The following is a 24594-nucleotide window of genomic DNA, read 5'->3' on the forward strand; positions in this document are numbered from 1 at the left end:
GGCCAGACGGCCGCCGGACCGGTCACTGACCGGCCGGCGTCCGCTGGTCCCGCAGGGCCGCCACCCTGCGGTACAGCCCGGCCGCCTCCTCGGCGCGGCCCAGTCGCTCCAGGCAGTGCGCCTCGTCCCTGCGGGCGTCCAGGGTGTCGGGGTGGTCCGGGCCGAGGACGCTCTCCCGGGCGGCGGCCACACGCCGGTAGGCGGTGAGCGCGTCCGCCCAGCGGCCCAGCCGGCCCAGGCCCACGGCCGCCTCGCGGTGGCTGAGCAGGGTGTCGGGGTGGTCCGGGCCGAGGAGGTGCTCGCGTTCGGCGGCGACGGCCCGGTGCACCTCCTCGGCCTCCTCCCAGCGGCCGAGCCGGCCCAGGCTCAGGCCCGCCTCGTGCCGGGTGGCCAAGGCGGTCAGGGCTCCCGGGGACGGGGTGGGCCGCTTCTCGGGGTCCGGGTCGCCAGGGCCGGTGGCGGGGCGGGCGATCCAGTCGTCGGACAGGGCGGCCGCCGGATCGGGCTGCGGGGTGCGCGGCACGGCGCCGGCCGCCCTGCGTCCGCTGGTCATGCCCTGGGCCCAGGACGGCACCCGGCCCGCCGGCGCCGGCCCGCCGGGAGCGGGAAGGGGTGCGCCGGCACCGGACGCGGGGACCGGGGCGGCGCGGTGGGCGGTGATCCGCCACGCCAGTTCCCGTGCGTCGCCCGGTCTGTCCTCGGGATCCTTCGCCAGGAGGTCCAGGATCACCCGCTCAAGGAACACCGGTATTCCGGGCCGGAGTTCGCGGGGCGGACGGGGCGGGGTGTCGCGGTGGCCGACGAGGATCGCCCAGGCGTCCTCGAGGTCGAACGGCGGCACGCCGGTGGCGAGTTCGTACAGCACGCAGCCGAACGAGTAGAGGTCGCTGCGCTGGTCGACGTCGGTGCCGCCGATCTGCTCGGGGGACATGTAGAGCGGGGTGCCCATGGTGATGCCGGTGCCGGTCAGCCGGGAGGTGAAGCCGATGTCGTGGCCGAGGCGGGCGATGCCGAAGTCGCAGATCTTCACCGTGCCGTCGCCGAGCCGCACGATGTTGGCGGGCTTCAGATCCCGGTGCACGATGGCCTGTTCGTGGCAGTACGCCAGAGCGGAGGCGACCTGTTCGGCGATCTCCACGATGTCGGCGACCGGCAGCGGGTGGTGCCGGTGCTCCGCGAGCAGCTCGCTGAGGTTGCGGCCGTCCAGCAGCTCCATCACCAGGTACAGGACGCCCTCGGACTCCCCGAAGTCGTGCACCACGGTGATGCCCCGGTGCTGCAACGCGGCGGCCACCCGGGCCTCGCGGCGGAACCGCTCCCGCACGACGCGGGTGAAGGTGTGGTCGTGGTTGGCGCCCAGCGGCTTCAGGCACTTGACCGCGACGTGCCGGCCCAGCGACTCGTCGCGCGCCCGCCACACCTCGCCCGTGCCGCCGCGCCCGATCAGCTCCAACTGCCGGTACCGGCCCTGGATGAGCCTGTTCTCCCCCATGTCGCGCGACGCTCCCCCCGGTAGCCGTTCGCCCGCCCCCTGGCCCCATCAGTATGGCGGCCCACCGTCCGCGTGTGTACGGGGCGGTCCGGGGAGCGCGCCGGCCGCGCCGCCGGTCAGTCGAGCGTGGCGAGGAACTCCGTGCAGGCACGCGCGCAGGCGCGGCAGGCCGCCGCCGAGTCCTCGGCGCCCGGCTGCCGGTCGAAGACGTGCGCGGCCTCCAGGCACACGGTCCGGCACCACTCCACCTGGACCCGGATGGTGTTCTCGTCCACCTGGTTCTGCTCGGACAGCACGCGGCAGGTCGCGTCGCAGACCTCCGCGCACATGATGCCCTTGCGCCGTACGAGTTCCTGGTTCTCGGTGCCGTCGGGATCCACGAGGCTCGCGCGCAGCGCGCAGGCCCGCGCACACTCGGTGCACGCCTGCGCGCAGGCGAACCGGTCCTCCAGGAACCGGAACAGCTCCTGCTGGGATGTCGTCGAAGTCACGCAGCGCGGGTAGCCGCGCCCGGCGCCGGTCAAACCCGGGACGGCGGCACCGGGTGAGCCTGGTTCACGACGCGAAGCAGGGGTACCCGCGTCACATGAATAGCGCATGGATGGAGATGGCCGCGGGGCGTGGAGCCCTCGGCATCGGGCTGGCTGTGGCGGGTGTGGTGGTCGTGGCCCTGCTGCTGGGGGCCTTCGTCCTCGGCTTTCGCAGCAAGCGCAAGGAACTGCCCACACCGCGCCCGGAGGAGCAGCCGCACCTGCCCGAGGGCGGCCCGGTCCGGGAGACGCAGGAGCGCCGGGAGCCCGACGAGATGCCGCGCAGCGACGAGCGCCTGACGCCGCACGAGCTGAAGACGAACGGCCGGCAGAGCGACCGGACGAGCGCCACGCAGGAGCGCCCGCGCTGGAACGAGGGCAGCAGCGGAGGCTTCGGCAGCGGCGGCCCCGGAGCCCGCTGAGCCGCGCGCTTCCCGCGACCTCGTCCGGTCCGGGAACCGACGAAGGGCCCGTGCCTGGAGCACGGGCCCTTTCGCATGCCCGGCACCCTTCGGCCGACCGTGGCGTGGATCACAGCTGCAGAGTGCAGCGCGGCGGGGGGCCCAGCGTCTTTCCACAGGTGTAGGGGGCCACTGAGACGCGGGACGGTGAGGATGGAGCAGGTTCGGGCGGACGGCTTCGACGAGTTCGCGGCCGCCCGTTGGTCGGCGCTGCTCCATGTCGCGCGTCTGCTCACGGGGGGCGATCGGCAGCGGGCCGAGGACTTGGTGCAGGAGGCCTTGGTGAAGCTCTGGTTCGCCTGGCCGAAGGTCGCCGAGCAGGCGCCGGAGGCCTATGTGCGCACGGTGCTCGTGCGGCTCGCGGCGCGCTCGGCCCGGCGCCGCTGGTGGGGCGAGCGCCCGGTGGACCAGCTGCCCGACCGGGCGGACCCCGGCGACATGTCGTCGGCCGTCGCCGAGCGCTCGCGGCTGGAGGCGGCGCTGGCCCGGCTGTCACCGAAGCAGCGGGCCGCCGTGGTGCTGCGCTACTACGAGGACCTGCCCGAGGCGCAGGTCGCCCAGGCGCTGGGCTGCCCGGTGGGTACCGCGCGGTCCCACGCCTCACGCGGAGTCGCCCGGCTCCGCCTGCTTCTGTCCGACACCGTCCGGCCCGTGGGGTGAGAGGAGTGGAGATGGACGACTTCGAGCGGGACCTGTCACGCCTGATGCGCGACACCCGGCAGCACGCCCCCTACGAGCCCGAGCACCGGCGGCGGCTGCACGCCGGCATCCGGGCCCGCCGCCGGTCCAGGATGCTGTGGAAGGCGGGCGGTTCGGCCGTCGCGGTGGCCGGGCTCAGCGTGGGACTCGCCCTGCTGCCCCAGCTGGGCAGCCGGGCCCAGCCCGCCGAACCCCGGCCGCAGCGCACGACCAGCCCGGCGCCCACCGTCGAGCCGTCCCCCACGACCGGCGCGCCGAGCCCGAGCGTCACCCCGACCCGGCCCGAGTCCTCCGCCCCCGCGACGACGGCGGGCAGCGACGCCCCGCAGGGCGGCACGACCATGCCGGTCGATCCGACCCCGCCCGCCACGGTCGCCGAGAGCGACACCGCGTCGAGCCCGCCGGACGCCACGCCGTCGTCCTCGGCTCCCGGCACCGTCCCGCCGTCCGTCCTGGAGTCGCGGCCGCCCTCCGCCTCGTCCTCCGTCGAGTAGCCGCCCGCGCGGCCCGTCCCGCCGGGTACGCCACCCGCAACCGTCATCCCGCCACCCGCCACCCGCCACGGGCGCCTTCGGCCTGCCCGGAAACCGGCGCGCCCGCCGTGGCCGCGCGCCAGAAAGCGACCGTGAGACGCCATGAGAACCGCACGGCGGCCGGCCCCGGCCGCCCGCCCGACACCCGAGCCGTCCGCGCTGCCGCGCCGGGCGCCCCTGCCCGCGCACCACCCCGAGCCGGTGCTCGACGTGGTCGTGCCCGTGCACAACGAGGAGAACGACCTGGAACGCTGCGTCCGGCGGTTGCACGCGCACCTGGGTGAGACGTTCCCCTACCCGTTCCGCATCACCGTCGCCGACAACGCCAGCACCGACGCCACGCCCCGTATCGCCGCGCGGCTGGCCGCCGAACTGCCCGGCACCCGCTGCATCCGGCTGGCGGAGAAGGGGCGCGGCCGTGCGCTGCACACCGCCTGGTCGCGGTCGGGTGCGCCGGTGCTGGCCTACCTCGACGTGGATCTGTCCACCGACCTCGCCGCACTGCTGCCGCTGGTCGCGCCGCTCATCTCCGGGCATTCCGACATCGCCATCGGCACCCGGCTGGCGCGCGGCTCACGCGTGGTGCGCGGGCCGAAACGGGAGATCATCTCCCGCTGCTACAACGGCCTGCTGCGCGGCACGCTCGCGGTGGGTTTCTCCGACGCGCAGTGCGGGTTCAAGGCGGTGCGCCGGGACGTCGCCGAGCGGCTGCTGCCGCTGGTCCGGGACCGCGAGTGGTTCTTCGACACCGAGCTGCTGGTCATCGCCGAACGGGCGGGGCTGCGGATCCACGAGGTGCCGGTGGACTGGGTGGACGATCCCGACAGCCGGGTGCACATCGTGTCCACGGCGCTGGCCGACCTGCGGGGCATGGCCCGGCTCGGCCGGGCGCTGGCCTGCGGCCGGCTGCCGCTGAGCGCGCTCGGCCGGCGCGGCGGCGACCTCGCCGGGGAGCTGCCGGCGGGCCTGGCACGCCAGGCCGTGCGCTTCGCCGCCGTGGGCCTGGCCAGCACCCTGTGCCATCTGCTGCTGTACACGGCCCTGCGGCCGGCGGCGGGCGCGCAGACCGCCAACGGTCTCGCCCTGCTCGTCAGCGCGATCGCCAACACGGCCGCGAACCGGCGGCTCACCTTCGGCGTGCGGGGCCGCGGCGGCGCACTGCGCCACCACCTCAAGGGCCTCGGGGCGTTCGTCGTCGCACTGGCCCTCACCAGCGGCTCCCTGGCCGTCCTGCACCGTCTCGCGCCCGGGTCGGGCCACCGCGTCGAAGTGGTGACGCTGATCGCCGCCAACCTCGCCGCGACCCTGCTGCGCTTCCTCCTCCTCCGGGCCTGGGTCTTCCCCTCCCGGCCCGCCCGCCGTACGACGGGGGCCTCATGACCACCGTCGAGCTGAGCCGGCCGCCGTCCGGCGGCGGGGCGCCCGAAGCCCCGGGCGCCCGGGGCGGGTTCCGCTCACGGCTGCGGGCCGCGGCGGTCCGCCACGGCCCCGTGCTGCTGACGTACGGCGTGCTGAAGCTGGCCGGCTTCGCCGTCTTCCTGTATCTGCTGGACTCCACGGGGGACTTCCGCGAGAAGCACCCGCGCTTCGGCGGCGGTGAGCACGCCTGGGACGTCCTGGCCAGCTGGGACGGCTGGTGGTACCAGCAGATCGCCCTGCACGGCTACGACCCCGCGCTGGAGCCGATCCCGGGCGCGACGGGCCTGATCACGCTGGAGGGGAACTCGGCGGCGTTCTTCCCGCTGTACCCGGCACTGATGCGGCTGGTGTCGGAGGTCACCGGCCTCGGCCCGTACGGCGCCGGCATGACCGTCTCCGTGATCGCCTCCTTCGCCGCGGCGCTCGGCATCCACACGGTCACGCGGCGGTTGGGCGGGCACCGGGCCGGTCTGATCGCGGCCGGGCTGTGGGCGGTCTGGCCCGGATCGGGCACCGAGTGGTCGGGCTACTCGGAGTCCCTCTACACGGCGCTGGCCGCCTGGGCCTGCCACGCCGTCGTGACCCGCCGCTGGCTCAGCGCCGGCGTACTGACCTGCGCCGCCGGGCTGTGCCGGCCCACCGCCGCCGCGCTGATCGCCGCGCTCGCCGTCGCCGTGGTGCTCTCCTTGCGGCGACGCGAGGACGGGGTCCGCCGTCCGCTGGCCGCGCTCGCCGTCGCCCCGCTGGGCCTGCTCGGCTACCTGGGCTGGGTCAACCACCGCATGGGGGACATCGACGGCTACGCGAAGCTCCAGGACGGCGCCTGGGCCCACAAGTTCGACGGGGGCGTCCACACGTTCGACGTACTGACCTCCGTGCCCGTCGGGCACTTCGACTACCTCTTCGCGATGCCCTTCGAGGACGTCATCGGTGTGTGCGTGGTCCTCATGGTGCCGGTGCTGACGGTCCTGCTGCTGCGTCTGCGGCCGCCCGCCGTGCTGGTGGTGTACACGGTGCTGTCGTACCTGATGGTGATGACGACCCAGCAGTACTTCGGGAACGTCTCGCGCTATCTGCTCCCGCTCTTCCCGCTGTTCGTCCCCCTGGCGCTCGCGATGCGCCGGCTGAGCTGGCCGTCCCTGGTCACGGTCCTCGGCACCGCCGCCCTGGCCTCCGGTTCCTACGCGGGATACGTGCCGTTCGAGCTGGGCGTGCCGTGACGTGGGGCGGCAGCGGGCGCGCGGGCGGGCGCAACGGCGCGACCTGGCGGCATACTGATCACGCGCCGTGCCACGACCGGGCAGAGCGGCGCGGAGGGGATGAGGTGACGTGACCACGGAAGGAACGGGTGGGCGGGGGACGTCCGGCGAGCCGGACGGCCTTCCGGCGCTCACCGACAAGGTGTGGCTGAGCTTCCTCGGGGACAGCGAATCGGCCATACGGGCCACCGCGCCGCGGGAGCCCTCCGCGCGGGAGCGGGCGCAGGGCCTGCGGCCCGAACCGCCGCAGTCCGTGGGCGAACTGTGGCAGCCGGACGACCCGCGGGTCCGCGTGGCCTGGCGGGATCTGGACCACCGCGCGAGGATGCGGCGCGCCGGACGCTTCGCGGCGACCGCCGCCGCCGTGGCCCTGGCCCTCGGGGCCTGGTCGCAGCTGTCCACGGGCGCGGGCACGGACGGCGGGCGGGAGGAGGGCACCGTGCAGCAGGTGGGCGCCGAGCTCTCCACGGCCACTCCCCTGCCCTCCGGCACCCCCGGCCCGGACGCCCCCCGATAGCACGCGCAGGACGGGTGCGGTCCGGCGCCTCCGCTTAGGATGACCTCACCGGCCGGATCCGGGCGTCCTCCCGGGCACGGCCCCCGCCGGCGAGCCGACCGGGACGCGCACGCCGACCCGAAGGGGACAGCCATGAGCGCGCCACGCCTCAGCAGTACGCCGTTGCCGGGCATAGGCGTCCGCTACGACCTGACGACCCGGGACAGCCGCCGCCTCTCGGTGGTCGCCCACCGCGACGGCCACCGCACCCTCAGCGCCTACCGGGAGGACGACCCGGACGCCTGCGACCTGTCCGTGCGGCTGACGGCCGACGAGGCGGCCACCCTCATCGACGCGCTGATGCCGGCGCACCACACCCCCAACCTGCTCTCCACCACCGACCTCGGACTCGTCGCCGAACGAATAGAACTGCCCGGCTCCTCGCACTGGAACGGGCGGCTGCTGGGCGAGTCCCGGATCCGCACCGACACCGGCGCCTCCATCGTGGCGGTGCTGCGCAGAGCGGACGCGGTCCCCTCCCCCGCCCCGGACTTCCGGCTGGCCGGCGGCGACATCCTCATCGTCATCGGCACCCGCGAGGGTGTGGAGGCGGCCGCCGCGATCCTCGGGCGGGAGTGACCCGCCGTGCACGACTCCGCGGTCTTCCTCATCGAGTTCGGGTGCCTCATCCTCGGGCTCGGACTGCTCGGCCGGATCGCCGGGCGCTTCCGCTTCTCACCGATCCCGCTGTACCTGCTGGCCGGGCTGGCCTTCGGCAAGGGCGGTCTGCTGCCGCTGGGCGCGAGTGAGGACTTCGTGGCCATCGGCGCGGAGATCGGCGTCATCCTGCTGCTGCTCATGCTGGGCCTGGAGTACACGGCGGCCGACCTCGTCACCAACCTGCGCACCCACTACGCGGCCGGGCTGGCCGACGCGGTCCTCAACGCCCTGCCGGGTGCCGTGCTGGCCCTGCTGCTGGGCTGGGGCCCGGTCGCCGCCGTCGTCCTGGCCGGGGTCACCTGGGTGTCGTCCTCCGGCGTCATCGCCAAGGTCCTCGGGGACCTCGGCCGGCTCGGCAACCGCGAGACACCGGCCATCCTGAGCATCCTCGTCCTGGAGGACCTCTCCATGGCGGTCTACCTGCCCATCGTCACGGCCCTGCTGGCCGGGGTGGGACTGGCCGCCGGCGGCGTGACCCTCGCCATCGCCCTCGGGGTGGCGTCCCTGGTGCTCGTCCTGGCGGTGCGCTTCGGCCGTCACGTGTCCCGCTTCGTCTCCAGCGACGACCCCGAGAAACTGCTGCTGGTGGTCCTGGGGGTAACGCTGGTGGTGTCCGGGGTGGCCCAGCAGCTGCAGGTGTCGGCCGCGGTGGGCGCCTTCCTGGTGGGCATCGCGCTGTCCGGGGAGGTGGCCGAGGGGGCGACGAGCCTGCTCGCACCGTTGCGGGACCTGTTCGCCGCGGTGTTCTTCGTCTTCTTCGGTCTGCACACCGACCCGGCCAGCATCCCGCCGGTGCTGCTGCCGGCCCTCGCCCTGGCGGCGGTCACGACGGCGACGAAGATCGCCACCGGTTACTGGGCCGCGCGCCGGGCCGGGGTCGGGCGCAAGGGGCGCTGGCGGGCCGGCGGCACGCTCGTCGCCCGCGGGGAGTTCTCCATAGTCATCGCCGGTCTCGCCGTCACCTCGGGCATCGAGCCCTCCCTCGGCCCGCTCGCCACGGCGTACGTGCTCATCCTGGTCCTGCTCGGTCCGCTGACCGCGCGCTGGACCGAGCCCCTGGCCACCCGCCTGACCGACCGCCGGGATCGCGGGAGGCGGACCGGGCGGACACCTCCGGCTCCCCCCGGCGACCACGAGACGATCGAGGGGCGGGACGCGGTCGGGCGGGCCTGACGCGAGCGAGCGGGCCACGGTGCGGGACGGATGCGTTCAGCCCGTCTTCCAGCCCCGGCGGGTGTCGATGCGCTCCCACTCCGCGTCCCACATCGCCAGGCGGCGCCGGTCCAGGGCCAGGCGGGCCAGCCACAGCGTGCCGAGGACCGTGCCGCCCACGAAGGCCCCCGCGAGCACACCGCCCATCGTCGAGTGCAGCCACGCCTCGCCGCCGGTCACGGGCGGTCCGGTGAGGTCGCCGGCCCGGTTCACCCACACGGCGACCGCTGAACCGGTCTCGGCGCGGGGCGGTACGCGGGCCTGCTCCTGGTGGCGGGATCCGTCCGGCGCGGTCCAGCGCACCTTGCCCCACACGCGGTTGTCACTCGACCCGCGGGCCGCGGACGGGCCCGGTGCGTCCTGCACGAGGACCGCCCGTACCTCGTGGCTCTCCGCCCGCTGCCGTTCGACGGCCCGGTCGACGGCGGCCGACGCCGTCAGTCCCGCGAGCGAGCCGCCCAGCAGGGCCAGCAGCCAGCCGGCGAGCACGACCCAGGCCTCGACGACGTCGATGCGCCGTCGGAGCGGGTTGTGTCGCCACCGCCACCACCGCGCGGTCGTGCGCTCGGACGCCTCCATGGCCGACACCCCCTCGTGAGCACCGGCAGCACCCTTCCAGTGTGCTCCCGGAACCGCCGCGAGGCCCTGTCGAGAGGGGCCCTCAACCGGACCAGCGGTCCTCTCCGGGGCGGCGCAGCACCGTCAGCAGGCCGTCCTGGCCGGCCACCGCCTCCAGGGCCAGGGTGCGGTACCCGGCCTGCGCGAAGAAGACGGTGATGCGGTCCTGGTCCTCGCTGAGCACCGTGCCGTCCCCCCACTGCTCGTGCCGGACCTCGGTGCCGACGGGGTAGGCGGCCGCGGCCGGGTGCTCGGGCCGCTCGCCGGGTCCCCGCCCGTCCCGGTCCTCGTCGCAGAGGTCGCAGTTGCCGCAGGGCGCCTCGTGCTCCTCCCCGAAGTAGCCGAGCAGGAACTGCCGCCGGCAGCCGGTCGTCTCGGCATAGGCCCGGGCCATCTCGACGCGGGTGCGGTCCGTGCGGCGGTGCGCCTGCGCCGTGCGCGCGGCCTCCTCCGCCGCCTCCTCGGGGGTCACCCCGTCGGCCGGGCGGATCTCACCGTCCTCGCCGGTGTCGACGGCCTCCGCCTCCTGGAGGAGGTTCACCGCGGCGGTGACCCGGTTCCTGGACAGTCCGGTGTCCTCGCGCAGGTCGTCGAGGCCGGCGGGGTCGTCGCCGTGCTCGTGGACGGCCCGGGCGACGTCGGACAGGGTGTCGCGGCCGGGGGTGCGGCCCGCGAACCAGGTCTGCATGCCGGTGTCCTCGGACCGGTAGTGCAGCACGGCCAGGGCCGGCTCCCCGTCCCTGCCGCAGCGGCCGATCTCCTGGTAGTAGGCGTCCAGCGAGCCGGGCAGCGACGCGTGCAGGACGAACCGCACGTCCTCCTTGTCGATGCCCATGCCGAAGGCCGAGGTCGCCACCACCACGTCCGTCTCGCCGGAGAGGAACGCGTCGTGGATGCGCTCGCGTTCGGCCGCGCGCAGCCCGGCGTGGTAGGCCTCCGTGGTCAGTCCCAGGGAGGCGAGTTCGCGGGCGAAGTGCTCGCTGTCCTTGCGGGTGCCGGCGTAGACGATGCCCGGCTTGGGCTCCGCGGCGGCGCGTTCGACGACGGTCCGGCGCCGCTCCTCGTCGTCCAGGAACCGGCGGACCTCCAGTCTGATGTTGGGCCGGTCGAAGCCGGTGACCATCAGCCGCGGCCGGCGCATGCCGAGCCGTTCGGCTATCTCCTTGCGCACCGGTGAGGCGGCGGTGGCGGTCAGGGCCAGGACGGGCGGCCGGCCCACCCGGCGCACGGCCTGCTCCAGGCGCAGGTAGTCGGGGCGGAAGTCGTGGCCCCAGGACGACACGCACTGCGCCTCGTCCACGACGAACAGGGCCGGTTCCACCGCGGCGAGCCGCTCCAGCACGTCGTCCTTGGCCAGTTGCTCGGGCGACAGGTACAGCAGCCGGGCCTCGCCCCGCTCCACCGCCTCCCAGGCCTCCTGGGTACCGGTCGCGCCCAGGTCGGAGTTGATCGCGACGGCGCCCGGCGCGCCCTCGCCCTGCGGCAGCCCGGCGATCTGGTCGCGCTGCAGGGCGAGCAGGGGCGACACGACCACGACCGGCCCGGACAGCAGGACCGCGGGGACCTGGTACACGGCGGACTTGCCGGACCCGGTGGGCATGACGACGAGGGTGTCCTCCCCGTCGAGCACCCACTCCATGGCGGTGGCCTGCTCGGGCAGGAGCGTGTCCCAGCCGAACACGTCGGCGGCGGCCTCCCGCAGGCTCGCGGCCCGGTCCCGTCGCGTCCCCGACCCCGTCCGTCCCATGCCGGCTCCTCGCTGTCTCCGTGCGGACGGCGCTGCGTCGCCTCCGCGGCGCAGCCCTGGGTACCCGCCGCGCCGCGTACGTATCAGGGGGGTGCGGCGGCGGCCTCAGCGCGGGGCGGCGGCGATCCGCACCCGGCCGCGCCCGTCGCCGGGACGGTCCGCATCGGCGGAGCCGGCGCGCAGGAAGGATGCCAGGGCGCGTCCCTCCTCCCCCACGGCGTCGCGTTCGGCACGGGAGAGGCCGCGCAGCGGGGCGACGTGGACGGTGTCCGCCTCGACGGTCCAGGTCGCGGCGACCCGGCCGTCGACGAGGACCAGGCGGGCGCCGGCGACCGACAGGCCGCGGTGGGCGTCGTCGACGACCCGGCCGCGGTCGTCGTAGCCGAGGACCGCGTTGTCGAACGCGGGCAGGAACCGCACCGGGGCCGGGGTGCCGGGGTCGGGGCGCGGCGCGTCGGGGAGGTCGAGGAGTTCCCGGCCGCGTTCGTCGCGGAAGGAGAGCAGTTCCCCGCGCAGGGCGCTCACCGCGCGCGGCAGCCCCGCCAGGCCGCACCAGGCGCGCAGGTCGGCGGTGGCGGCGGGGCCGTACGCGGCGAGGTACCTGCGCACGAGCGCCTGCCCGACGGGGTCGGAACCGTCCGTGGCCGGTGGGTCGATCGCGCGTCCCAGCCAGGAGGACATGAGGCCGTAGCGCGCGCCGCCCTTGGTCCGCCACAGGCCCCGCGGCGGGAGCTGCACGGTCGGCAGGAGACCGGCGACCAGCATCTCGCCCAGGGGCCGCGGGCCCGCCAGCGGCCAGCGGCCGGCGACGGCCCGGGCCAGTTCGGGCATGGTGCGGGGCTGCCCGTCGGACATGACCTTCTCGCCCTCCGCGGCGAGTTCGCCGAGGTCCACGCCGTCCAGCTCGCGGCGGTAGACGCCCAGGACCCGTTGGCGCAGCATGGCGTCGTGGCGGGCACGCCAGGCCAGGGCGTCGTCGGCGGTGACCAGGTGGACGGTACGGCGCATCAGGTGGGTGCGCACCACCCGCCGTGCGGTGAGCAGCGCGGACAGGTCGTCCGGGTCGAACGCCCGCAGCCGCGACCAGAGTCCGGTGAACGGCTCCTGCGGTTCCTGCGCCTGCAGCCCGCCCAGGTGGGCGACGGCGTCGAGCACGGGCAGGCCCACGCGTTCCAGGAGCAACTGGCGTGCCAGGGTGGCGCGGTTGAGCGCCCGTGTGTCGAGAACGGTCATCTCGGAACCTCGGTCTTCGCGTCGTTCGCCGGCCCGTCGTCCGCCGGGCGGGCGGCTTCGCGGCCACCCTGGCAGGCGAAGAGGTCAGGTGCTGACCGCGACCACCGGGTCCGCGGTCCCGCGCCACGGGTGCGACCCGCCCGCCCTCCGGCTGCGCGCGGTGCCGGGTCCGCGCGGTGCCGGGTCCGCGCGGTGCCGGGTCCTCACGGTTCGGGTCCGCGCGGTTCGGTGACGGGGCCCGGGGCCATGTCGCCCGCGCCGGGCTCCGGTGCCGCCGTCCGGCGGCCCGGGGTGTCACCGTTCGGCCGGGCCCTGGGGCGACAGTCCGGTCAGCCCGGCCGCCGCGCCGACCGGCTCCAGGCGCGGTCCGATCCATTCGCACAGCAGGACGGTGGCGTCGTCCTCCAGCCGGCCGTGGTGGTAGTCCAGGACGGCCTGGACCAGGCGGCGCAGCGTCTCGGGGACGGGCAGGCCGTCGGCGTGGTGGCGGACGAGGAAGTCGGTGAAGCGCGCCAGGCCGAACTCCCGGCCACCCGAGCTGCCGGCCTCGGTGATGCCGTCCGTGTACAGCACGATGCGGTCCCCCGGCTGGAGGTGCTCCTCGCACACGGTGGTGCGCAGACCCAGCTCGGTGCCCATGGGGTGGCCCGGAGGGCAGCGCAGATGGCTGGACCAGCGCCTGTCCCGGATGATGATCGGCGGGTGGTGGCCCCGGTTCACCCACCGCAGGACGCCGGTGCGGGTGTCGAGGGTGGCCAGGATCCCGGTGACGTAGCGCCGGTGGTCGTACTGCTCCAGCAGGGCGGCTTCGACGGCCTCGGCCTTGTCGGCCAGACCCGCACCCTGACGCCTGGCGTTGCGGCAGGCGCCGAGTGCGAGGGCGCCGGACAGCCCGGCTGCGGTGTCGTGCCCCATGGCGTCGAAGATCGTCAGGTGGACCAGGGGACCGTCGACGGCGTACTCGAAGACGTCGCCGCTGATGTCGTAGGCCGGTTCCAGGGCGGCGGAGACGGTGACCCTGCCGTCCGCGTAGGTGCGCGGCGGCAGGAGGTTCCACTGCATCTCCGCGGCCACGCTCATGGGCCGGCTGCGCGCGGCCCGGGCCAGCGCGTCGCTGGTGCTCCTCTTGCTCACGATGATCAGTGCGACGAGGCCCGCCAGCGCCTCCATGTCCGCGTGGGCTGCCGCGTCGTCGTGCTCGGCGCTCACCCGCAGCAGTCCGATGCGCTCCGTCCCGTCCAGCAGCGGAACCCACCACTCGGAGGCGTCGCCGACCGGGGGCGCGGCGGGCAGGACGTCGCCGTACTGGAAGGCCCGTCCGGCGACCGTGCTCTCGACGGGCAGCTCGCGTTCGACGTCGTCGCCGACCGGCCCGGCACCGGGCAGCAGGCGCAGCGTCCGGCGCTGGAGGTCGGCGAGGTAGATCAGCACCCGGCCGACGGAGGCCGCCCGTGCGCACTCGGTCGCCTTGTCCGGCAGCAGCTCGACCGGCATGAGGTGGCTCGCGGCCAGCAGATCGGCGAGCATCCGCCGTCCGTCCTCCCCGCTGTGTTCCCTCACGGTCCCCACTCCTCCGTTTCCCGCCCGCACCGGACGTGCGGGCCACCGTCGCGCGCGGGGCGGACGCCCGCCGGGCCGCCGCGCTCCGCCGCGGAGGCGTCGGCGACCGGCCCCTGGGTACTTCGAGGGTGGACCACTCCCCGCCGCACGTGGAAACGGAGGCCGTGTTGCTGTCCCACTCCCTCGCCAACGGAGTCCTCGTCGTCACCGTCCACCGTGACCCCGGCGCCGGCGGGCGCGCCGAGCTGTTCACCCGGATCAGCGGCCTCGCCGAGGCGTACCGCCCGGCTCCGCTGGTCGTCGTCCTGGAGGAACCGGCCTCGCCCGCCACGGTCGGTGTGCTGCTGCGGGTGCACCGCCTGTGCGGCCGGCTGGGCGTGCTGGTGTCGGTGGCGACGCACAGCGCCCCCACCCGCCGGGCGCTGGAGGCGGCAGCCGACGTGGCCGGCACGCGCCTGGTCGTCCACGCCCGTACGGACGTCGCCGTCACCGCCGCGTACGCCGCGGCCGCCTGAGAAGGGGGTCACCGGCGTCACGGCATCGTGCTCTGGGCGCTGACCAGGTCGGTGACGGCCCGCAGGCCCCCGTGTGCGAGGGCCGCGCGCTGCCGGTCGGCCCCGGTGCCGTCCTGCAGCAGCCGGTGGACCAGGGACGTGACCTGACGGGCGTCGCCCGAGGCGTCGAGGGCGAGGCTCACGTGCCGCAGGAGCTGGTACAGCACGTCGCCCGCGCGGTGCAGGGTGCCGCCGGGGTCGACCAGGGTGTCGCCCAGACCGTGCCGGGCGGCGTGCCACATCGCGCCCTGGAGCAGTTCCTGGGCGCAGTCGAGGGCGGGGACGCCGGCGTTCGCCTCCGCAAGGGCCGTCTCCACCAGGGCCCGGATGATCGCGGCGAGCATGACCGCCTCGTCGGCGCGCAGCTGGACGTCCGGGCAGCGGACCTCGATGGTCGGGTAGCGGGAGGAGAGGCGGGCCTGCCAGTAGAGCTGACCGACGTCGGAGATCAGGCCGGCCTCCAGCAGCCGCTCCACGCGCCGGTCGTAGTCCTCGACGTCACGGAAGGCCGGGGGCATCCCGCTGACCGGCCACCGGCTGAAGATCACCGTGCGCCAGCTGGCGAAGCCGGTGTCGTGGCCGTCCCACAGCGGCGAGTTGGCGGCCATGGCCGTCAGCGTCGGCAGCCAGAGGCGAATCCGGTTGAGGACCTGTACGCCCGCTTCCCGGTCCGGCACGCCCACGTGGACGTGCGTGCCGTTGACCAGCTGCTCGGCGACCAGCTGCGGTGCCTGGACGACCATCGCGCGGTAGCGGGCCTGGTCGGTGACCGCGGTGGGGCGGCCGTGCCGCACGGGGGGTGTCCCGCACACCCCGATCCGGCAGCCGTGCTCCTCGGCCGCTCCGCCCACGGCGTGCCGCAGCCGCAGCAGATGACCGCCGACCTCCTCCAGGGTGCTGCAGACCGGGGTGGCCACCTCCACCTGCGCCTGCAGCAGCTCGTACTGCACCTCCTGGTCGGCCACCAGGCGGCCCACGCCGGCCGCGGCGCGCACCTTGTCCGCCTGGGGCACGGGCAGACCCGTGGCCGGGTCGAGCAGCAGGTACTCCTCTTCCACGCCGATCGTCGTCATCGACCACCCTCTGTTCCGCCCGCCCGGCGGGCCGGGGCACCGTTCGCCCGGCCTGCGCTCGGTGCGCGGCGAGGACCGCTCTCGCGGGTCACCGAGTGCCGCGGCCCGCGCGCGGCAAACCAGGCCGGGGAGGGGGAAACCAGCTTCTCCCGGGAAAGACGCGTCCGCGAGGTGTGGGCGGCGGAGTATGGGTACCCGCGCGCGGCATCCGGCGCCCACGGGGGCGATGCCGGCGTCGCACCGGCCCGTGGAAGGGAACGGCCCATGCCGAGGATCGTCGAGCGAACGGCGTCGAGCGCACCGCCCCATCGAATGGAACATTCCGCCATTCAGCTCAAGAACGCACGATGTCGGGCAATGGCGACGAATGAGAGCGATTAGGTTCCTCGGGTCGGATGACCCGTCACCCGTCACGCATTGTTGCTGCCGATAGAGGACTGATGGCGACACACACTGAACCGGTTGCGCCCGTACCCGCGGCGGAGCGCCGCGGCAGGGGGAAGGTGATCGTCTCCTGGCTGACGACCACCGACCACAAGAAGATCGGACATCTGTACCTGATCACCTCGTTCGTGTTCTTCCTGATCGGAGGAGCACTGGCGATGGCGATCCGGGCCGAACTGGCGCGGCCGGGCCTGCAGATCCTGTCCAACGAGCAGTACAACCAGTCGTTCACGATGCACGGCACGATCATGCTGCTGCTGTTCGCGACGCCGACGTTCGCCGGGTTCGCCAACGCGATCATGCCGTTGCAGATCGGTTCCCCGGACGTCGCCTTCCCGCGGCTGAACATGTTCTCGTACTGGCTGTTCGCCTTCGGCGGGCTCATCGTGATCAGCAGCTTCCTCACCCCGCAGGGCGCGGCCGACTTCGGCTGGACCGCCTACACCCCGCTCAGCGGCGGCGAACGCACCCCTTACATCGGCGGAGATCTGTGGATCATGGGCCTGGCCCTCGCCGGTTTCGGCACGATCCTGGGCTCGGTCAACTTCGTCACCACGATCATCTGCATGCGCGCCCCCGGCATGACGATGTTCCGCATGCCGATCTTCACCTGGAACGTGCTGCTCACCTCGGTGCTGGTGCTGCTGGCGTTCCCGGTGCTGGCCGCCGCGCTGTTCGCCCTGGAGGCCGATCGCCGTTTCGGGGCGCAGATCTTCAACCCGGAGAACGGCGGAGCGGTGCTCTGGCAGCACCTGTTCTGGTTCTTCGGCCACCCCGAGGTCTACATCCTCGCCCTGCCGTTCTTCGGCGTGATCACCGAGATCATCCCCGTCTTCGCCCGCAAGCCGATCTTCGGTTACACGGGGCTGGTCGGCGCCACCATCGCCATCGCGGGCCTCTCGGTGACGGTGTGGGCCCACCACATGTTCGCCACCGGCGCGGTGCTGCTGCCGTTCTTCGCCTTCATGACGTACTTGATCGCCGTGCCGACGGGCGTGAAGTTCTTCAACTGGATCGGCACCATGTGGAAGGGGTCCCTGTCCTTCGAGCCGCCCATGCTCTGGGCGGCCGGCTTCCTGGTGACCTTCCTCTTCGGCGGTCTGACCGGCGTCATCCTGGGGTCGCCGCCGCTGGACTGGCACGTCACCGACAGCTACTTCGTCATCGCCCACTTCCACTACGTGCTCTTCGGCACCATCGTGTTCGCCATGTTCGGCGGCTTCAGTTTCTGGTGGCCGAAGATGACCGGCACGATGCTCGACGAACGCCTGGAGAAGATCCACTTCTGGACGCTGTTCGTCGGTTTCCACATGACGTTCCTGGTGCAGCACTGGCTGGGCGCCGAGGGCATGCCCCGCCGGTACGCCGACTACCTCGCCGCCGACGGGTTCACCGCCCTCAACACCATCTCGTCGATCGGCGCCTTCCTGCTCGGCATGTCGACCTTCCCCTTCCTCTACAACGTGTGGAAGACGGCCCAGAAGGGCGAGAAGGTCGAGGTCGACGACCCGTGGGGCTACGGCCGCTCCCTGGAGTGGGCGACCTCCTGCCCGCCGCCTCGGCACAACTTCGTCACCCTGCCGAAGATCCGCTCCGAGTCCCCCGCCTTCGACCTGCGCCACCCCGACGTCGCCGTGCTGGACCAGGCGGAGAACACCGGGCGGCGCGATGTCCTGGAGGCCGAGGGCCACAAGGGCGACCGGCCGTGAGACGCGGCGGGCACGGGGCGCCGGCCGGCGCGACCGGCAGCGGCCTGGCGGAGGAGGCCGAGGGGTATCTCCTCGCCCAAGCCCATCGCGACCAGGCCCGGCGTGAGGCCGAGGAACTGTGCGCGCACCTGCCGTGGCTGACCGCGGCCGAGGCCGAGGACCTCACCGTCCACTTCGTCCGGCAGCGGCTCGACGTCAGCCGCCGTCTGCTGCGCGGCACGATCCAGCGGGCGGCGGAACTGCGCGAGGAGTACGAGGCCCGTTACGCAGCACTGCGGCGCACTCTGCTCCGGCGCCACGCGGCCGGGGCGTGTGCCGTCCTGGCCTGTGCGGCGTCGCTGAGCGCCGTGGTCCGCGACCTCACCGGCTGACGACCGAACGACGAACGCGAGCGGGTCGCCTCGATCAACTTCGAGGCGACCCGCTCGCGTTCGTCGTTCGCGCTGCGGCTCACCGGGTGTGGGCGTCCCCTCGGGGCAGGGGCCCGACGCCGGCCCGGCGGCCCCGGCGCAGGGCGGCGTGCCGCTGTCCCGGGCCGGGTCCGTTCCGTGCGGCGAGCGCGTCGGCCACGGCGCCGGTGACGAAGGCGTAGACGGTCTTGTGCAGGACGTCGACGACGAGTTCCTTGCGGGGCCAGGTCTGGGGCGGGGCCCCGACGCCGGTCGCGTTCTCCAGGATCTGGTCGTTGGTGAGGCGCACGACCGTGAACTGGGCCGAGGCGAGCGGGCCGCGCAGCCCGGCCTGGGCCATGACCGAGCGCAGCACGCCGAGTACGGCTGCCTGGCCGAAGTGCATGGCCCAGTTCACGGGGAGCGGCTGGGTACCGGGCCGTTCGGGCAGCCCGGTGATCCGCTGCAGGACCCGGGCGGGCACGTGGGAGTCGGGCCGGCCGGTCACCGCCTGCTCCGCCTTCTCGCCGAGAGTCATCACGACGCCGCCGACGGTACCGGCGACCAGCCCCTGCCACAGTGCGCGCCTGATCATGCGGCGGCGGGTACCCCGGTGCCGCGGGCTTCATCCCGGTGCCGCGGCTTCATCCGGTGCCACGGCTTCATCCCGGTGCCGCAGCTTCATCCCCGGCACGGCTGAGCGGCCGGTGACGGGCCCGCCTCACGGCGTGCCGTGGACCATCCGCCCGGTCACAGGGCGTCGGCCAGGCGGTCGACCTGGGCCGGGTCGGAGCCGTAGCAGTAGAGCATCACCTCGTCGGCGCCGAGGCCGGCGAAGCCGGTGACCGTTTCCCGGACGCCGCCGGGCGTGGTGATCAGCCCGGCGACCATGCGGTCCGCCATGCCGGTGAAGGCATAGTAGGCGTGCATCGCGGTCCGGGCGTCGTCGACGACGTGGTCGGGGCCGAGGGCGACGTTGACCTGGGCGACCAGACGGGGTTGGCCGTCACGGCCGTACTCCTGCCAGAAGGCGCGGGCGGTGTCGAACAGGCCGCCCGCCCAGGTCAGCGGTGCCGCGGCGAGGAAGCCGTCGCCCCAGCGGGCGACGCGTTCGATCGCGGCCGGCTTGAAGCCGCCGAAGAGGACCTCGGGGCCGCCGGGCCGGGCGGGCAGCGGGCCGATCGGGCCCGCGCCGTCGCCGTGGGCCTGCCCCGACCACAGCCGCCGCATGACGTCCATCTGCCCGTCCAGGCGCCGGCCCCGGGTGCTCAGGGGGACGCCGGCGACCCGGTGGTCGTCGTCCCGGCCGCCGACGCCCAGACCCAGGACGAGGCGGCCGCCGGTCATCCGGTCCAGCGTGGCCGCCTGCTTGGCGAGCAGGGCGGTGTCGCGCAGCGGGGCGAGCAGCACCTCGGTCTGCACGCGGATGCGGGAGGTGGCACCCGCGAGGACCGCGAGCGCGACGAGGGGTTCGGGGTTGTCGTAGACGAGCCGGTCGAGCAGGCCGAGGGTGCTGAAGGGCCCGGCCTCGGCACGCCGGGCCCAGGAGAGCAGGGACGCGGGGTCGCCGATGGGCAGACCGATACCGACGTTCATGGAGAAGACCTCCGACAGGAAGGGTCGACAAGGACAGCTGCCGCCCCTCCGGCACCTCAGTGAGGTGGGACGCTCCCGCCCTGCGGCGTGCTTCCGGGGAACGTCTCGTCGAAGTGCCCCCACCCTAGGGCCGCCTGCGTCCGGCGCCAACCGGATTTCGCCGGGACGCGTCGCACGGCTGTCGGGCTCGGCTCGTCCCGCCGGATGGGGCCCGGGGCGAGGCCGCGGGAGCCGGCCCGTTGGGGCTGCGGGGGCCGGCCGGCGGGGCCGCGGGGGCCGGCCGGCGGGCAGGCCGGGTCAGAAGCCGCCTTCGATCCGGTTCTGCCGCATCAGCCGCTCCAGCTCCGCGTCCGACAACGGGCGCAGCGTGTACAGGAGCCGGCGCAGACCGGGTTCGGCGAGCGTCTGGCTGGAGACCTGGACCTCCTTGCCGCGGTACCTGCGGATCAGGGTGGTCTCCGGCCGGCCGCCGGGGTACAGGCGGACCATGCGCATGCCGCCCCGCGCGTCCGCGGTGCAGGTCGAGCCCTTCTCCGTCAGCTCGGGGCACCTCGCCCGAGGGGCCGACGGGGTGCGCACGCTGAGCGAGACCAGCGAGAACTCGTCCTCCCGGACACCGCGGTACTCGACACCGAACGCCGGGCCGACCCGGACGCGCTCCACCCTCATCCCCGGCGGCGCGGCACCCAGGTACTGCACCTCCGCGTACTCCCGGTAGCGGGCGACCTCCCCCTCGTGCTGCCGCTGCCGGGCCTGCGCCGGTCCGACGAAACCCCCGTAGGCCACACCGGCCGCCAGTGCGACAACCGCCCCCGCCCGCACCCACCGGCCCGGCACGAAGAACGCGGCGGCCACGGCGTAGGGGAGCCCCGTCAGCGCGACCCGGGTGCCGGCCCCGCCCAGGTCCACCCCGGCGTGGTACGCGGCCAGCCCCGCCAGGACTCCGGGCGTGCCGAGGAGGAAGACCGCGGCCGCCCAGCCGAAGCGGCCCCGGGCGGTACCGCACAGCGGAACCACGGCCCGCGCCGGGACGGCCGCCGCGGCCAGCAGGCCCACGGCCGCGGGCACACCCACCGCGAGGACGACGGCAGCGGCTCCGCTGCCGCCGCCCCAGGCCGCCGCCACCAGCACGAGACCCAGGGCCGGTACGGCCATCACCGCCACCGCCCAGACCAGGAGAAGGTGCAGCGCCGTCGTCGCTTCTCTGCCACCGCTCGTCATACGGCGGATGCTGTCAGCCGGCCTTCCGTTCCACATGAGTTGCCGTACTCAGTGCTCGACGGCATCGGCGGCACACGTGACCATCGCCCCCGTACGGTCGATACTTGCCCGGAGCTGACGTCCTGTCGGCGAGGCCGGTGCCGCCCGCGCCGGCGGCCTGCCTTGCTCGCCCGCGAACGGGGCAGGCCGAGAACTGGCCCGCCCCACGCTGAACTGCGAAAATGTTGGCCGGAGACAGGTTCACCGGTCCCACCAGGAGGTTCCCGTGAAGATGCTGATCAACGTCCCGGAGACCGTGGTCGCGGACGCGCTGCGCGGTATGGCGGCTGCTCACCCGGAGCTGACCGTGGACGTGGAGAACCGGGTGATCGTGCGGCGGGACGCCCCTGTCGCCGGGAAGGTGGGGCTGGTCTCGGGCGGGGGTTCGGGCCACGAGCCGCTGCACGGGGGTTTCGTCGGCCCCGGCATGCTGTCCGCGGCCTGTCCGGGCGAGGTCTTCACCTCCCCCGTGCCGGACCAGATGGTGCGCGCGGCCGCCGCCGTGGACAGCGGGGCCGGTGTGCTGTTCATCGTGAAGAACTACACCGGTGACGTGCTCAACTTCGACATGGCCGCCGAGATGGCCGAGGACGAGGGCATCCGGGTCGCGAAGGTGCTGGTCAACGACGACGTGGCGGTGACCGACAGTCTCTACACGGCCGGCCGGCGCGGCACGGGCGCGACCCTGTTCGTGGAGAAGATCGCCGGAGCCGCCGCCGACGAGGGCCTGCCGCTGGAGCGCGTCGAGGCGATCGCCCGGCAGGTCAACGAGAACTCCCGCAGCTTCGGTGTCGCGCTGAGCGCGTGCAGCACCCCGGCCAAGGGCAGCCCGACCTTCGATCTGCCGCCCGGTGAGCTGGAGTTGGGCATCGGCATCCACGGCGAGCCCGGCCGGGAGCGGCGGGCGATGATGACGTCCGGCGAGATCGCCGAGGCGGCCGTCGAAGCGGTGGTGGAGGACCTGAGGCCGCGCAATCCGGTGCTGGTGCTGGTCAACGGCATGGGCGCGACGCCGCTGCTGGAGCTGTACGGCTTCAACGCCGAGGTGCAGCGGGTGCTGGCCGAGCGCGGGGTGCCGGTGGCCCGCATCCTGGTGGGCAACTACGTCACGTCCCTGGACATGGCGGGCGCCTCCCTCACCCTGTGCCAGGTCGACGAGGAGATGCTGCGGCTGTGGGACGCGCCGGTGAAGACGCCGGGACTGCGCTGGGGCATGTGACGCGCGAGTGCCAGCGGACCACGACGTACCTACCAGGCAAGGAGAGCCCGTGCTCGACGCCGATTTCTTCCGCCGTTGGATGACGGCGACCGCCGCGTCCGTCGACCGTGAGGCGGAACGGCTGACCGCCCTCGACTCCCCCATCGGGGACGCCGACCACGGCAGCAACCTGCAGCGTGGCTTCGCCGCCGTGACCGCCGCGCTGCGGGAGGAGTCCCCGGACACCCCCGGCGCGGTCCTGACCCTGGCGGGCCGCCGGCTCATCTCCACGGTCGGCGGTGCCTCGGGGCCGCTGTACGGGACACTGCTGCGCCGCACCGGGAAGGCCCTCGGCGACGCTTCCGAGGTCAGCGCGGAGCAGTTGGCGCAGGCGCTGCGGGCCGGGGTGGACGCGGTGATGACGCTCGGGGGCGCCGCACCGGGCGACGCGACCATGATCGACGCCCTGGTCCCGGCGGTGGAGGCGCTCGGGGAGTCCTTCGCGGCGGCCCGCACCGCCGCCGAGGAGGGCGCGGTGGCCACGACGCCCCTGCAGGCGCGCAAGGGCCGGGCGAGCTATGTGGGTGAGCGCAGCATCGGGCACCAGGACCCGGGTGCCACCTCGGCCGCGCTGCTGATCGCGGGACTGGTGGAGGCCGACGGTGAGTGACGAACGGCTGGTCGGGATCGTGCTGGTGTCGCACAGCGCGGAGGTGGCCGCCTCGGTCGCGGCGCTGGCCAAGGGCCTCGCGGGCGGCGGCCCGGTGGTGCCGGTCGCCCCGGCGGGCGGCACGGAGGGCGGAGGGCTCGGCACCAGCGCCGAACTGATCGCCGCGGCGGCCGCGTCGGTCGACCGGGGCGCGGGGGTCGCCGTGCTCACCGACCTGGGCAGCGCGGTACTCACCGTCAAGGCGCTGCTCGCCGAGGGCGACGAACTCCCGGAGGGCACGCGCCTGGTGGACGCGCCGTTCGTGGAGGGGGCCGTGGCCGCGGTCGTCACGGCGGCGACCGCGGCGGACCTGGCAGCCGTGGAAGCGGCGGCGGCCGAGGCGTACTCCTACCGGAAGGTGTAGCGGCGTCGTACTCCTGTTCCTGCGGAGGCCGAGCGACGACGGACGCCTCGCTCACGCGCGAGCACGCGGCGTGCGGCGGCGGGACGAGCTACTCGGCGCTAGCGGGCCGCCCGCGTCCAGGCGGGTGCTGGTCACGCGGCCGGGCCGCCGCGCGTCCGGTGCAGGTGCGGGTCGCGCGGCCCGACCGACACACGCCCGGCCGGGCCCTGGAGCACCCACGAGCGAGCTGACGGCCGCCGGCAAGGCGCACGGGCCCGCGGCGCGCCCCCGCGCGTGCGGCCGGAGTGACGCGCACTCGGCGCGGCCACCCAGCCGCGTACGGGGCGGGGCGGGCCGCCGCGTGTCCGGGGCGGGTGCCGGTCACCCACCCCGGCTGACGCGGGCGCGGCTGGGGGGCTGTGCGCCCGGCTCGGGGGGGGGGGTGCGGCTCGGCCGGTGTGCGGTCAGCCTGTCGGTGTGCTCGCGTCGGGGGTCGCGCCGACGAGCCGCTGTGCCGCCCGCTCCCCCGCCCGCACCGCCGCCGCGTGGTCCTCGATCGGAGACGCCTTGGTGTTCTTGAAGACGATGTACGTCACACCCGACGGCACGCCCCCGCCGTGCGGGTCGGGCCGGATGCCGAGCGCCTCGGCGGTCGCGTAGGACGCCTCGCCGATGATGTTCTGCGGGCCCGTGTCGCCGACGACGGCGTACTGCACGCGGTCGCGGTGGACGACCGCCACGACCGAGCCGCCGCCGATCCCGTGGGCGCGGTAGTCCCAGATGCGGCTCGGCGCCGGCACCACGATGAAGGGGAGGCGTTCGGCGCTCAGCGGGCGGCCGTCGGACTGCGCGAACGCCGTGCTCGCGGCGAAGTAGGGGTCCGTGGCCCGGTTGCAGCGCGGGCCGGGACGACCGTCGCAGTCGATGTCCATATCGGCCTTCCAGTGCACGACGTCGCGGGTCCCGCAGACGGGGATGTCCGCCGGTCTGCCGTTGTCGCTGCGGTACCGGCCCGTGGAGATCTGGTCGCAGTGGCGCACCGCGGCGAGCAGGTCGGCGGCGCGGACGGTGCCCTCGCGCCACACCACCGGCTGGGCGTGGTGCGGGGACGGGTCCGCGGGCACGGCCGACGGGGCGAGCAGGGCGGCACTGGCCGCGGCCAGTGTGAGGGACCGGGCACGCACGATGGGTGAGCCTCTCCTCGGGGACCTGACGGGCACTCAGCCCAATCTGTCCCCGGTCCGGTGGCCGGGCCACCGCTGGGGGGCCGGACGGTGCACGCGTCCGTGAGCCGCGACGGGGGCCGGGAGGCCGGGTCCGCGGAGGACCCGGCCTCCCGG

Annotated in this window: 24 protein-coding genes and 1 pseudogene; 14 read left to right on the forward strand and 11 right to left on the reverse strand. The window is 74.5% G+C overall.

From position 1 onward, the window contains the following. Positions 1-43: 43 nt before the first annotated feature. Together ACZ4M5_RS12450 and ACZ4M5_RS12455 are read right to left on the reverse strand one after the other, a co-directional pair. Positions 44-1492: pseudogene (locus tag ACZ4M5_RS12450) on the reverse strand (serine/threonine-protein kinase); the annotation flags it as partial. A gap of 116 nt (positions 1493-1608) precedes the next feature. Continuing rightward, positions 1609-1983: a four-helix bundle copper-binding protein gene (locus tag ACZ4M5_RS12455; protein WP_333930143.1), complete on the reverse strand. Its 375-nt coding sequence runs from the start codon at positions 1981-1983 to the stop codon at positions 1609-1611. A gap of 95 nt (positions 1984-2078) precedes the next feature. Here ACZ4M5_RS12455 and ACZ4M5_RS12460 point away from each other — a divergent pair, with 95 nt between their 5' ends. From ACZ4M5_RS12460 to ACZ4M5_RS12495, 8 genes are all read left to right on the forward strand, one after another. Further along, positions 2079-2444 (forward strand): DUF6479 family protein, encoded by a 366-nt coding sequence (locus ACZ4M5_RS12460; protein ID WP_467735785.1) that lies wholly within the window; start codon positions 2079-2081, stop codon positions 2442-2444. A 192-nt stretch (positions 2445-2636) separates the two neighbouring features. Further along, a complete protein-coding gene (locus tag ACZ4M5_RS12465) occupies positions 2637-3143 on the forward strand; it encodes a SigE family RNA polymerase sigma factor (protein WP_467735787.1) in 507 nt (168 codons plus the stop codon). 11 nt (positions 3144-3154) lie between these two features. Then, positions 3155-3676, forward strand: a complete 522-nt coding sequence (locus tag ACZ4M5_RS12470; RefSeq protein WP_467735789.1) for a cellulase — start codon at positions 3155-3157, stop codon at positions 3674-3676. Between the two features lie 141 nt (positions 3677-3817). After that, positions 3818-5095, forward strand: a complete 1278-nt coding sequence (locus ACZ4M5_RS12475; protein WP_467735791.1) for a bifunctional glycosyltransferase family 2/GtrA family protein — start codon at positions 3818-3820, stop codon at positions 5093-5095. Next, entirely contained in the window at positions 5092-6354 is a 1263-nt protein-coding gene (locus tag ACZ4M5_RS12480) for a hypothetical protein (RefSeq protein WP_467735793.1), read from the forward strand. The genes ACZ4M5_RS12475 and ACZ4M5_RS12480 overlap by 4 nt, the downstream gene beginning before the upstream one ends. Before the next feature lie 109 nt (positions 6355-6463). Next, positions 6464-6910: a hypothetical protein gene (locus tag ACZ4M5_RS12485; RefSeq protein ID WP_467735795.1), complete on the forward strand. Its 447-nt coding sequence runs from the start codon at positions 6464-6466 to the stop codon at positions 6908-6910. A 132-nt stretch (positions 6911-7042) separates the two neighbouring features. Beyond that, positions 7043-7528, forward strand: a complete 486-nt coding sequence (locus ACZ4M5_RS12490; RefSeq protein WP_467735797.1) for a cation:proton antiporter regulatory subunit — start codon at positions 7043-7045, stop codon at positions 7526-7528. A gap of 6 nt (positions 7529-7534) precedes the next feature. Next, the gene (locus ACZ4M5_RS12495) at positions 7535-8782 is read left to right on the forward strand and encodes a cation:proton antiporter (protein WP_467735799.1); all 1248 of its coding nucleotides are present in this window, start codon (positions 7535-7537) and stop codon (positions 8780-8782) included. A 36-nt stretch (positions 8783-8818) separates the two neighbouring features. On the opposite strand, the gene ACZ4M5_RS12500 is transcribed toward ACZ4M5_RS12495, so the two are convergent. From ACZ4M5_RS12500 to ACZ4M5_RS12515, 4 genes are all read right to left on the reverse strand, one after another. Beyond that, positions 8819-9400, reverse strand: a complete 582-nt coding sequence (locus ACZ4M5_RS12500) for an Rv1733c family protein (RefSeq protein WP_467735801.1) — start codon at positions 9398-9400, stop codon at positions 8819-8821. 82 nt (positions 9401-9482) lie between these two features. Next, positions 9483-11186, reverse strand: a complete 1704-nt coding sequence (locus ACZ4M5_RS12505) for a RecQ family ATP-dependent DNA helicase (protein ID WP_467735803.1) — start codon at positions 11184-11186, stop codon at positions 9483-9485. A 105-nt stretch (positions 11187-11291) separates the two neighbouring features. Then, positions 11292-12419 (reverse strand): winged helix DNA-binding domain-containing protein, encoded by a 1128-nt coding sequence (locus ACZ4M5_RS12510; protein ID WP_467735805.1) that lies wholly within the window; start codon positions 12417-12419, stop codon positions 11292-11294. Positions 12420-12713: 294 nt separating this feature from the next. Further along, complete coding sequence (locus ACZ4M5_RS12515; RefSeq protein WP_467736539.1) at positions 12714-13946, reverse strand: PP2C family protein-serine/threonine phosphatase; 1233 nt, start codon at positions 13944-13946, stop codon at positions 12714-12716. Positions 13947-14143: 197 nt separating this feature from the next. Between ACZ4M5_RS12515 and ACZ4M5_RS12520 the strand changes: the two genes are divergently transcribed. After that, a complete protein-coding gene (locus ACZ4M5_RS12520; RefSeq protein WP_467735807.1) occupies positions 14144-14494 on the forward strand; it encodes a hypothetical protein in 351 nt (116 codons plus the stop codon). Positions 14495-14511: 17 nt separating this feature from the next. On the opposite strand, the gene ACZ4M5_RS12525 is transcribed toward ACZ4M5_RS12520, so the two are convergent. Continuing rightward, positions 14512-15606, reverse strand: coding sequence for a carboxylate-amine ligase (locus ACZ4M5_RS12525; RefSeq protein WP_467735809.1), 1095 nt, complete (start codon positions 15604-15606; stop codon positions 14512-14514). Between the two features lie 440 nt (positions 15607-16046). Between ACZ4M5_RS12525 and ctaD the strand changes: the two genes are divergently transcribed. Further along, positions 16047-17759 carry an aa3-type cytochrome oxidase subunit I gene (gene ctaD / locus ACZ4M5_RS12530; RefSeq protein WP_467735811.1) on the forward strand — a complete coding sequence of 571 codons (1713 nt, stop codon included), beginning with the start codon at positions 16047-16049 and terminating at the stop codon, positions 17757-17759. Next, a complete protein-coding gene (locus ACZ4M5_RS12535; protein WP_467735813.1) occupies positions 17756-18130 on the forward strand; it encodes a hypothetical protein in 375 nt (124 codons plus the stop codon). The genes ctaD and ACZ4M5_RS12535 overlap by 4 nt, the downstream gene beginning before the upstream one ends. 79 nt (positions 18131-18209) lie before the next feature. Here ACZ4M5_RS12535 and ACZ4M5_RS12540 read toward each other — a convergent pair whose 3' ends face one another. The 3 genes from ACZ4M5_RS12540 to ACZ4M5_RS12550 form a co-directional block, all read right to left on the reverse strand. Further along, positions 18210-18743, reverse strand: a complete 534-nt coding sequence (locus ACZ4M5_RS12540) for a hypothetical protein (protein WP_467735815.1) — start codon at positions 18741-18743, stop codon at positions 18210-18212. A 155-nt stretch (positions 18744-18898) separates the two neighbouring features. Continuing rightward, positions 18899-19744, reverse strand: a complete 846-nt coding sequence (locus ACZ4M5_RS12545; RefSeq protein WP_467735817.1) for an LLM class flavin-dependent oxidoreductase — start codon at positions 19742-19744, stop codon at positions 18899-18901. A gap of 297 nt (positions 19745-20041) precedes the next feature. Further along, on the reverse strand, positions 20042-20965 hold the full coding sequence (locus tag ACZ4M5_RS12550; protein WP_467735819.1) for a hypothetical protein: 924 nt from the start codon (positions 20963-20965) through the stop codon (positions 20042-20044). 265 nt (positions 20966-21230) lie between these two features. Here ACZ4M5_RS12550 and dhaK point away from each other — a divergent pair, with 265 nt between their 5' ends. Genes dhaK through ACZ4M5_RS12565 form a run of 3 tightly spaced genes read left to right on the forward strand, consistent with a single transcriptional unit; the run spans position 21231 to position 23275 of the window. Next, entirely contained in the window at positions 21231-22223 is a 993-nt protein-coding gene (gene dhaK, locus ACZ4M5_RS12555; protein ID WP_467735821.1) for a dihydroxyacetone kinase subunit DhaK, read from the forward strand. 49 nt (positions 22224-22272) lie between these two features. Then, positions 22273-22872: a dihydroxyacetone kinase subunit DhaL gene (dhaL, locus tag ACZ4M5_RS12560; protein ID WP_467735823.1), complete on the forward strand. Its 600-nt coding sequence runs from the start codon at positions 22273-22275 to the stop codon at positions 22870-22872. Beyond that, entirely contained in the window at positions 22865-23275 is a 411-nt protein-coding gene (locus ACZ4M5_RS12565) for a PTS sugar transporter subunit IIA domain-containing protein (protein WP_467735825.1), read from the forward strand. The genes dhaL and ACZ4M5_RS12565 overlap by 8 nt, the downstream gene beginning before the upstream one ends. A gap of 443 nt (positions 23276-23718) precedes the next feature. On the opposite strand, the gene ACZ4M5_RS12570 is transcribed toward ACZ4M5_RS12565, so the two are convergent. Beyond that, a complete protein-coding gene (locus ACZ4M5_RS12570; protein WP_467735826.1) occupies positions 23719-24438 on the reverse strand; it encodes a glycoside hydrolase family 75 protein in 720 nt (239 codons plus the stop codon). Positions 24439-24594 lie beyond the last annotated feature (156 nt).

The organism is Streptomyces sp. NPDC026246, assembly GCF_055567995.1.

Coding starts and splice junctions, on each gene's coding strand:
- ACZ4M5_RS12480 (WP_467735793.1), top strand. CDS start 5,092: ATGACCACCGTCGAGCTGAGCCGGCCGCCGTCCGGCGGCGGGGCGCCC.
- ACZ4M5_RS12465 (WP_467735787.1), top strand. CDS start 2,637: ATGGAGCAGGTTCGGGCGGACGGCTTCGACGAGTTCGCGGCCGCCCGT.
- ACZ4M5_RS12460 (WP_467735785.1), top strand. CDS start 2,079: ATGAATAGCGCATGGATGGAGATGGCCGCGGGGCGTGGAGCCCTCGGC.
- ACZ4M5_RS12470 (WP_467735789.1), top strand. CDS start 3,155: ATGGACGACTTCGAGCGGGACCTGTCACGCCTGATGCGCGACACCCGG.
- ACZ4M5_RS12505 (WP_467735803.1), bottom strand. CDS start 11,186: ATGGGACGGACGGGGTCGGGGACGCGACGGGACCGGGCCGCGAGCCTG.
- ACZ4M5_RS12510 (WP_467735805.1), bottom strand. CDS start 12,419: ATGACCGTTCTCGACACACGGGCGCTCAACCGCGCCACCCTGGCACGC.
- ACZ4M5_RS12540 (WP_467735815.1), bottom strand. CDS start 18,743: ATGATCAGGCGCGCACTGTGGCAGGGGCTGGTCGCCGGTACCGTCGGC.
- ACZ4M5_RS12500 (WP_467735801.1), bottom strand. CDS start 9,400: ATGGAGGCGTCCGAGCGCACGACCGCGCGGTGGTGGCGGTGGCGACAC.
- ctaD (WP_467735811.1), top strand. CDS start 16,047: ATGGCGACACACACTGAACCGGTTGCGCCCGTACCCGCGGCGGAGCGC.
- ACZ4M5_RS12525 (WP_467735809.1), bottom strand. CDS start 15,606: ATGACGACGATCGGCGTGGAAGAGGAGTACCTGCTGCTCGACCCGGCC.
- ACZ4M5_RS12550 (WP_467735819.1), bottom strand. CDS start 20,965: ATGACGAGCGGTGGCAGAGAAGCGACGACGGCGCTGCACCTTCTCCTG.
- ACZ4M5_RS12545 (WP_467735817.1), bottom strand. CDS start 19,744: ATGAACGTCGGTATCGGTCTGCCCATCGGCGACCCCGCGTCCCTGCTC.
- ACZ4M5_RS12515 (WP_467736539.1), bottom strand. CDS start 13,946: ATGCTCGCCGATCTGCTGGCCGCGAGCCACCTCATGCCGGTCGAGCTG.
- ACZ4M5_RS12490 (WP_467735797.1), top strand. CDS start 7,043: ATGAGCGCGCCACGCCTCAGCAGTACGCCGTTGCCGGGCATAGGCGTC.
- ACZ4M5_RS12475 (WP_467735791.1), top strand. CDS start 3,818: ATGAGAACCGCACGGCGGCCGGCCCCGGCCGCCCGCCCGACACCCGAG.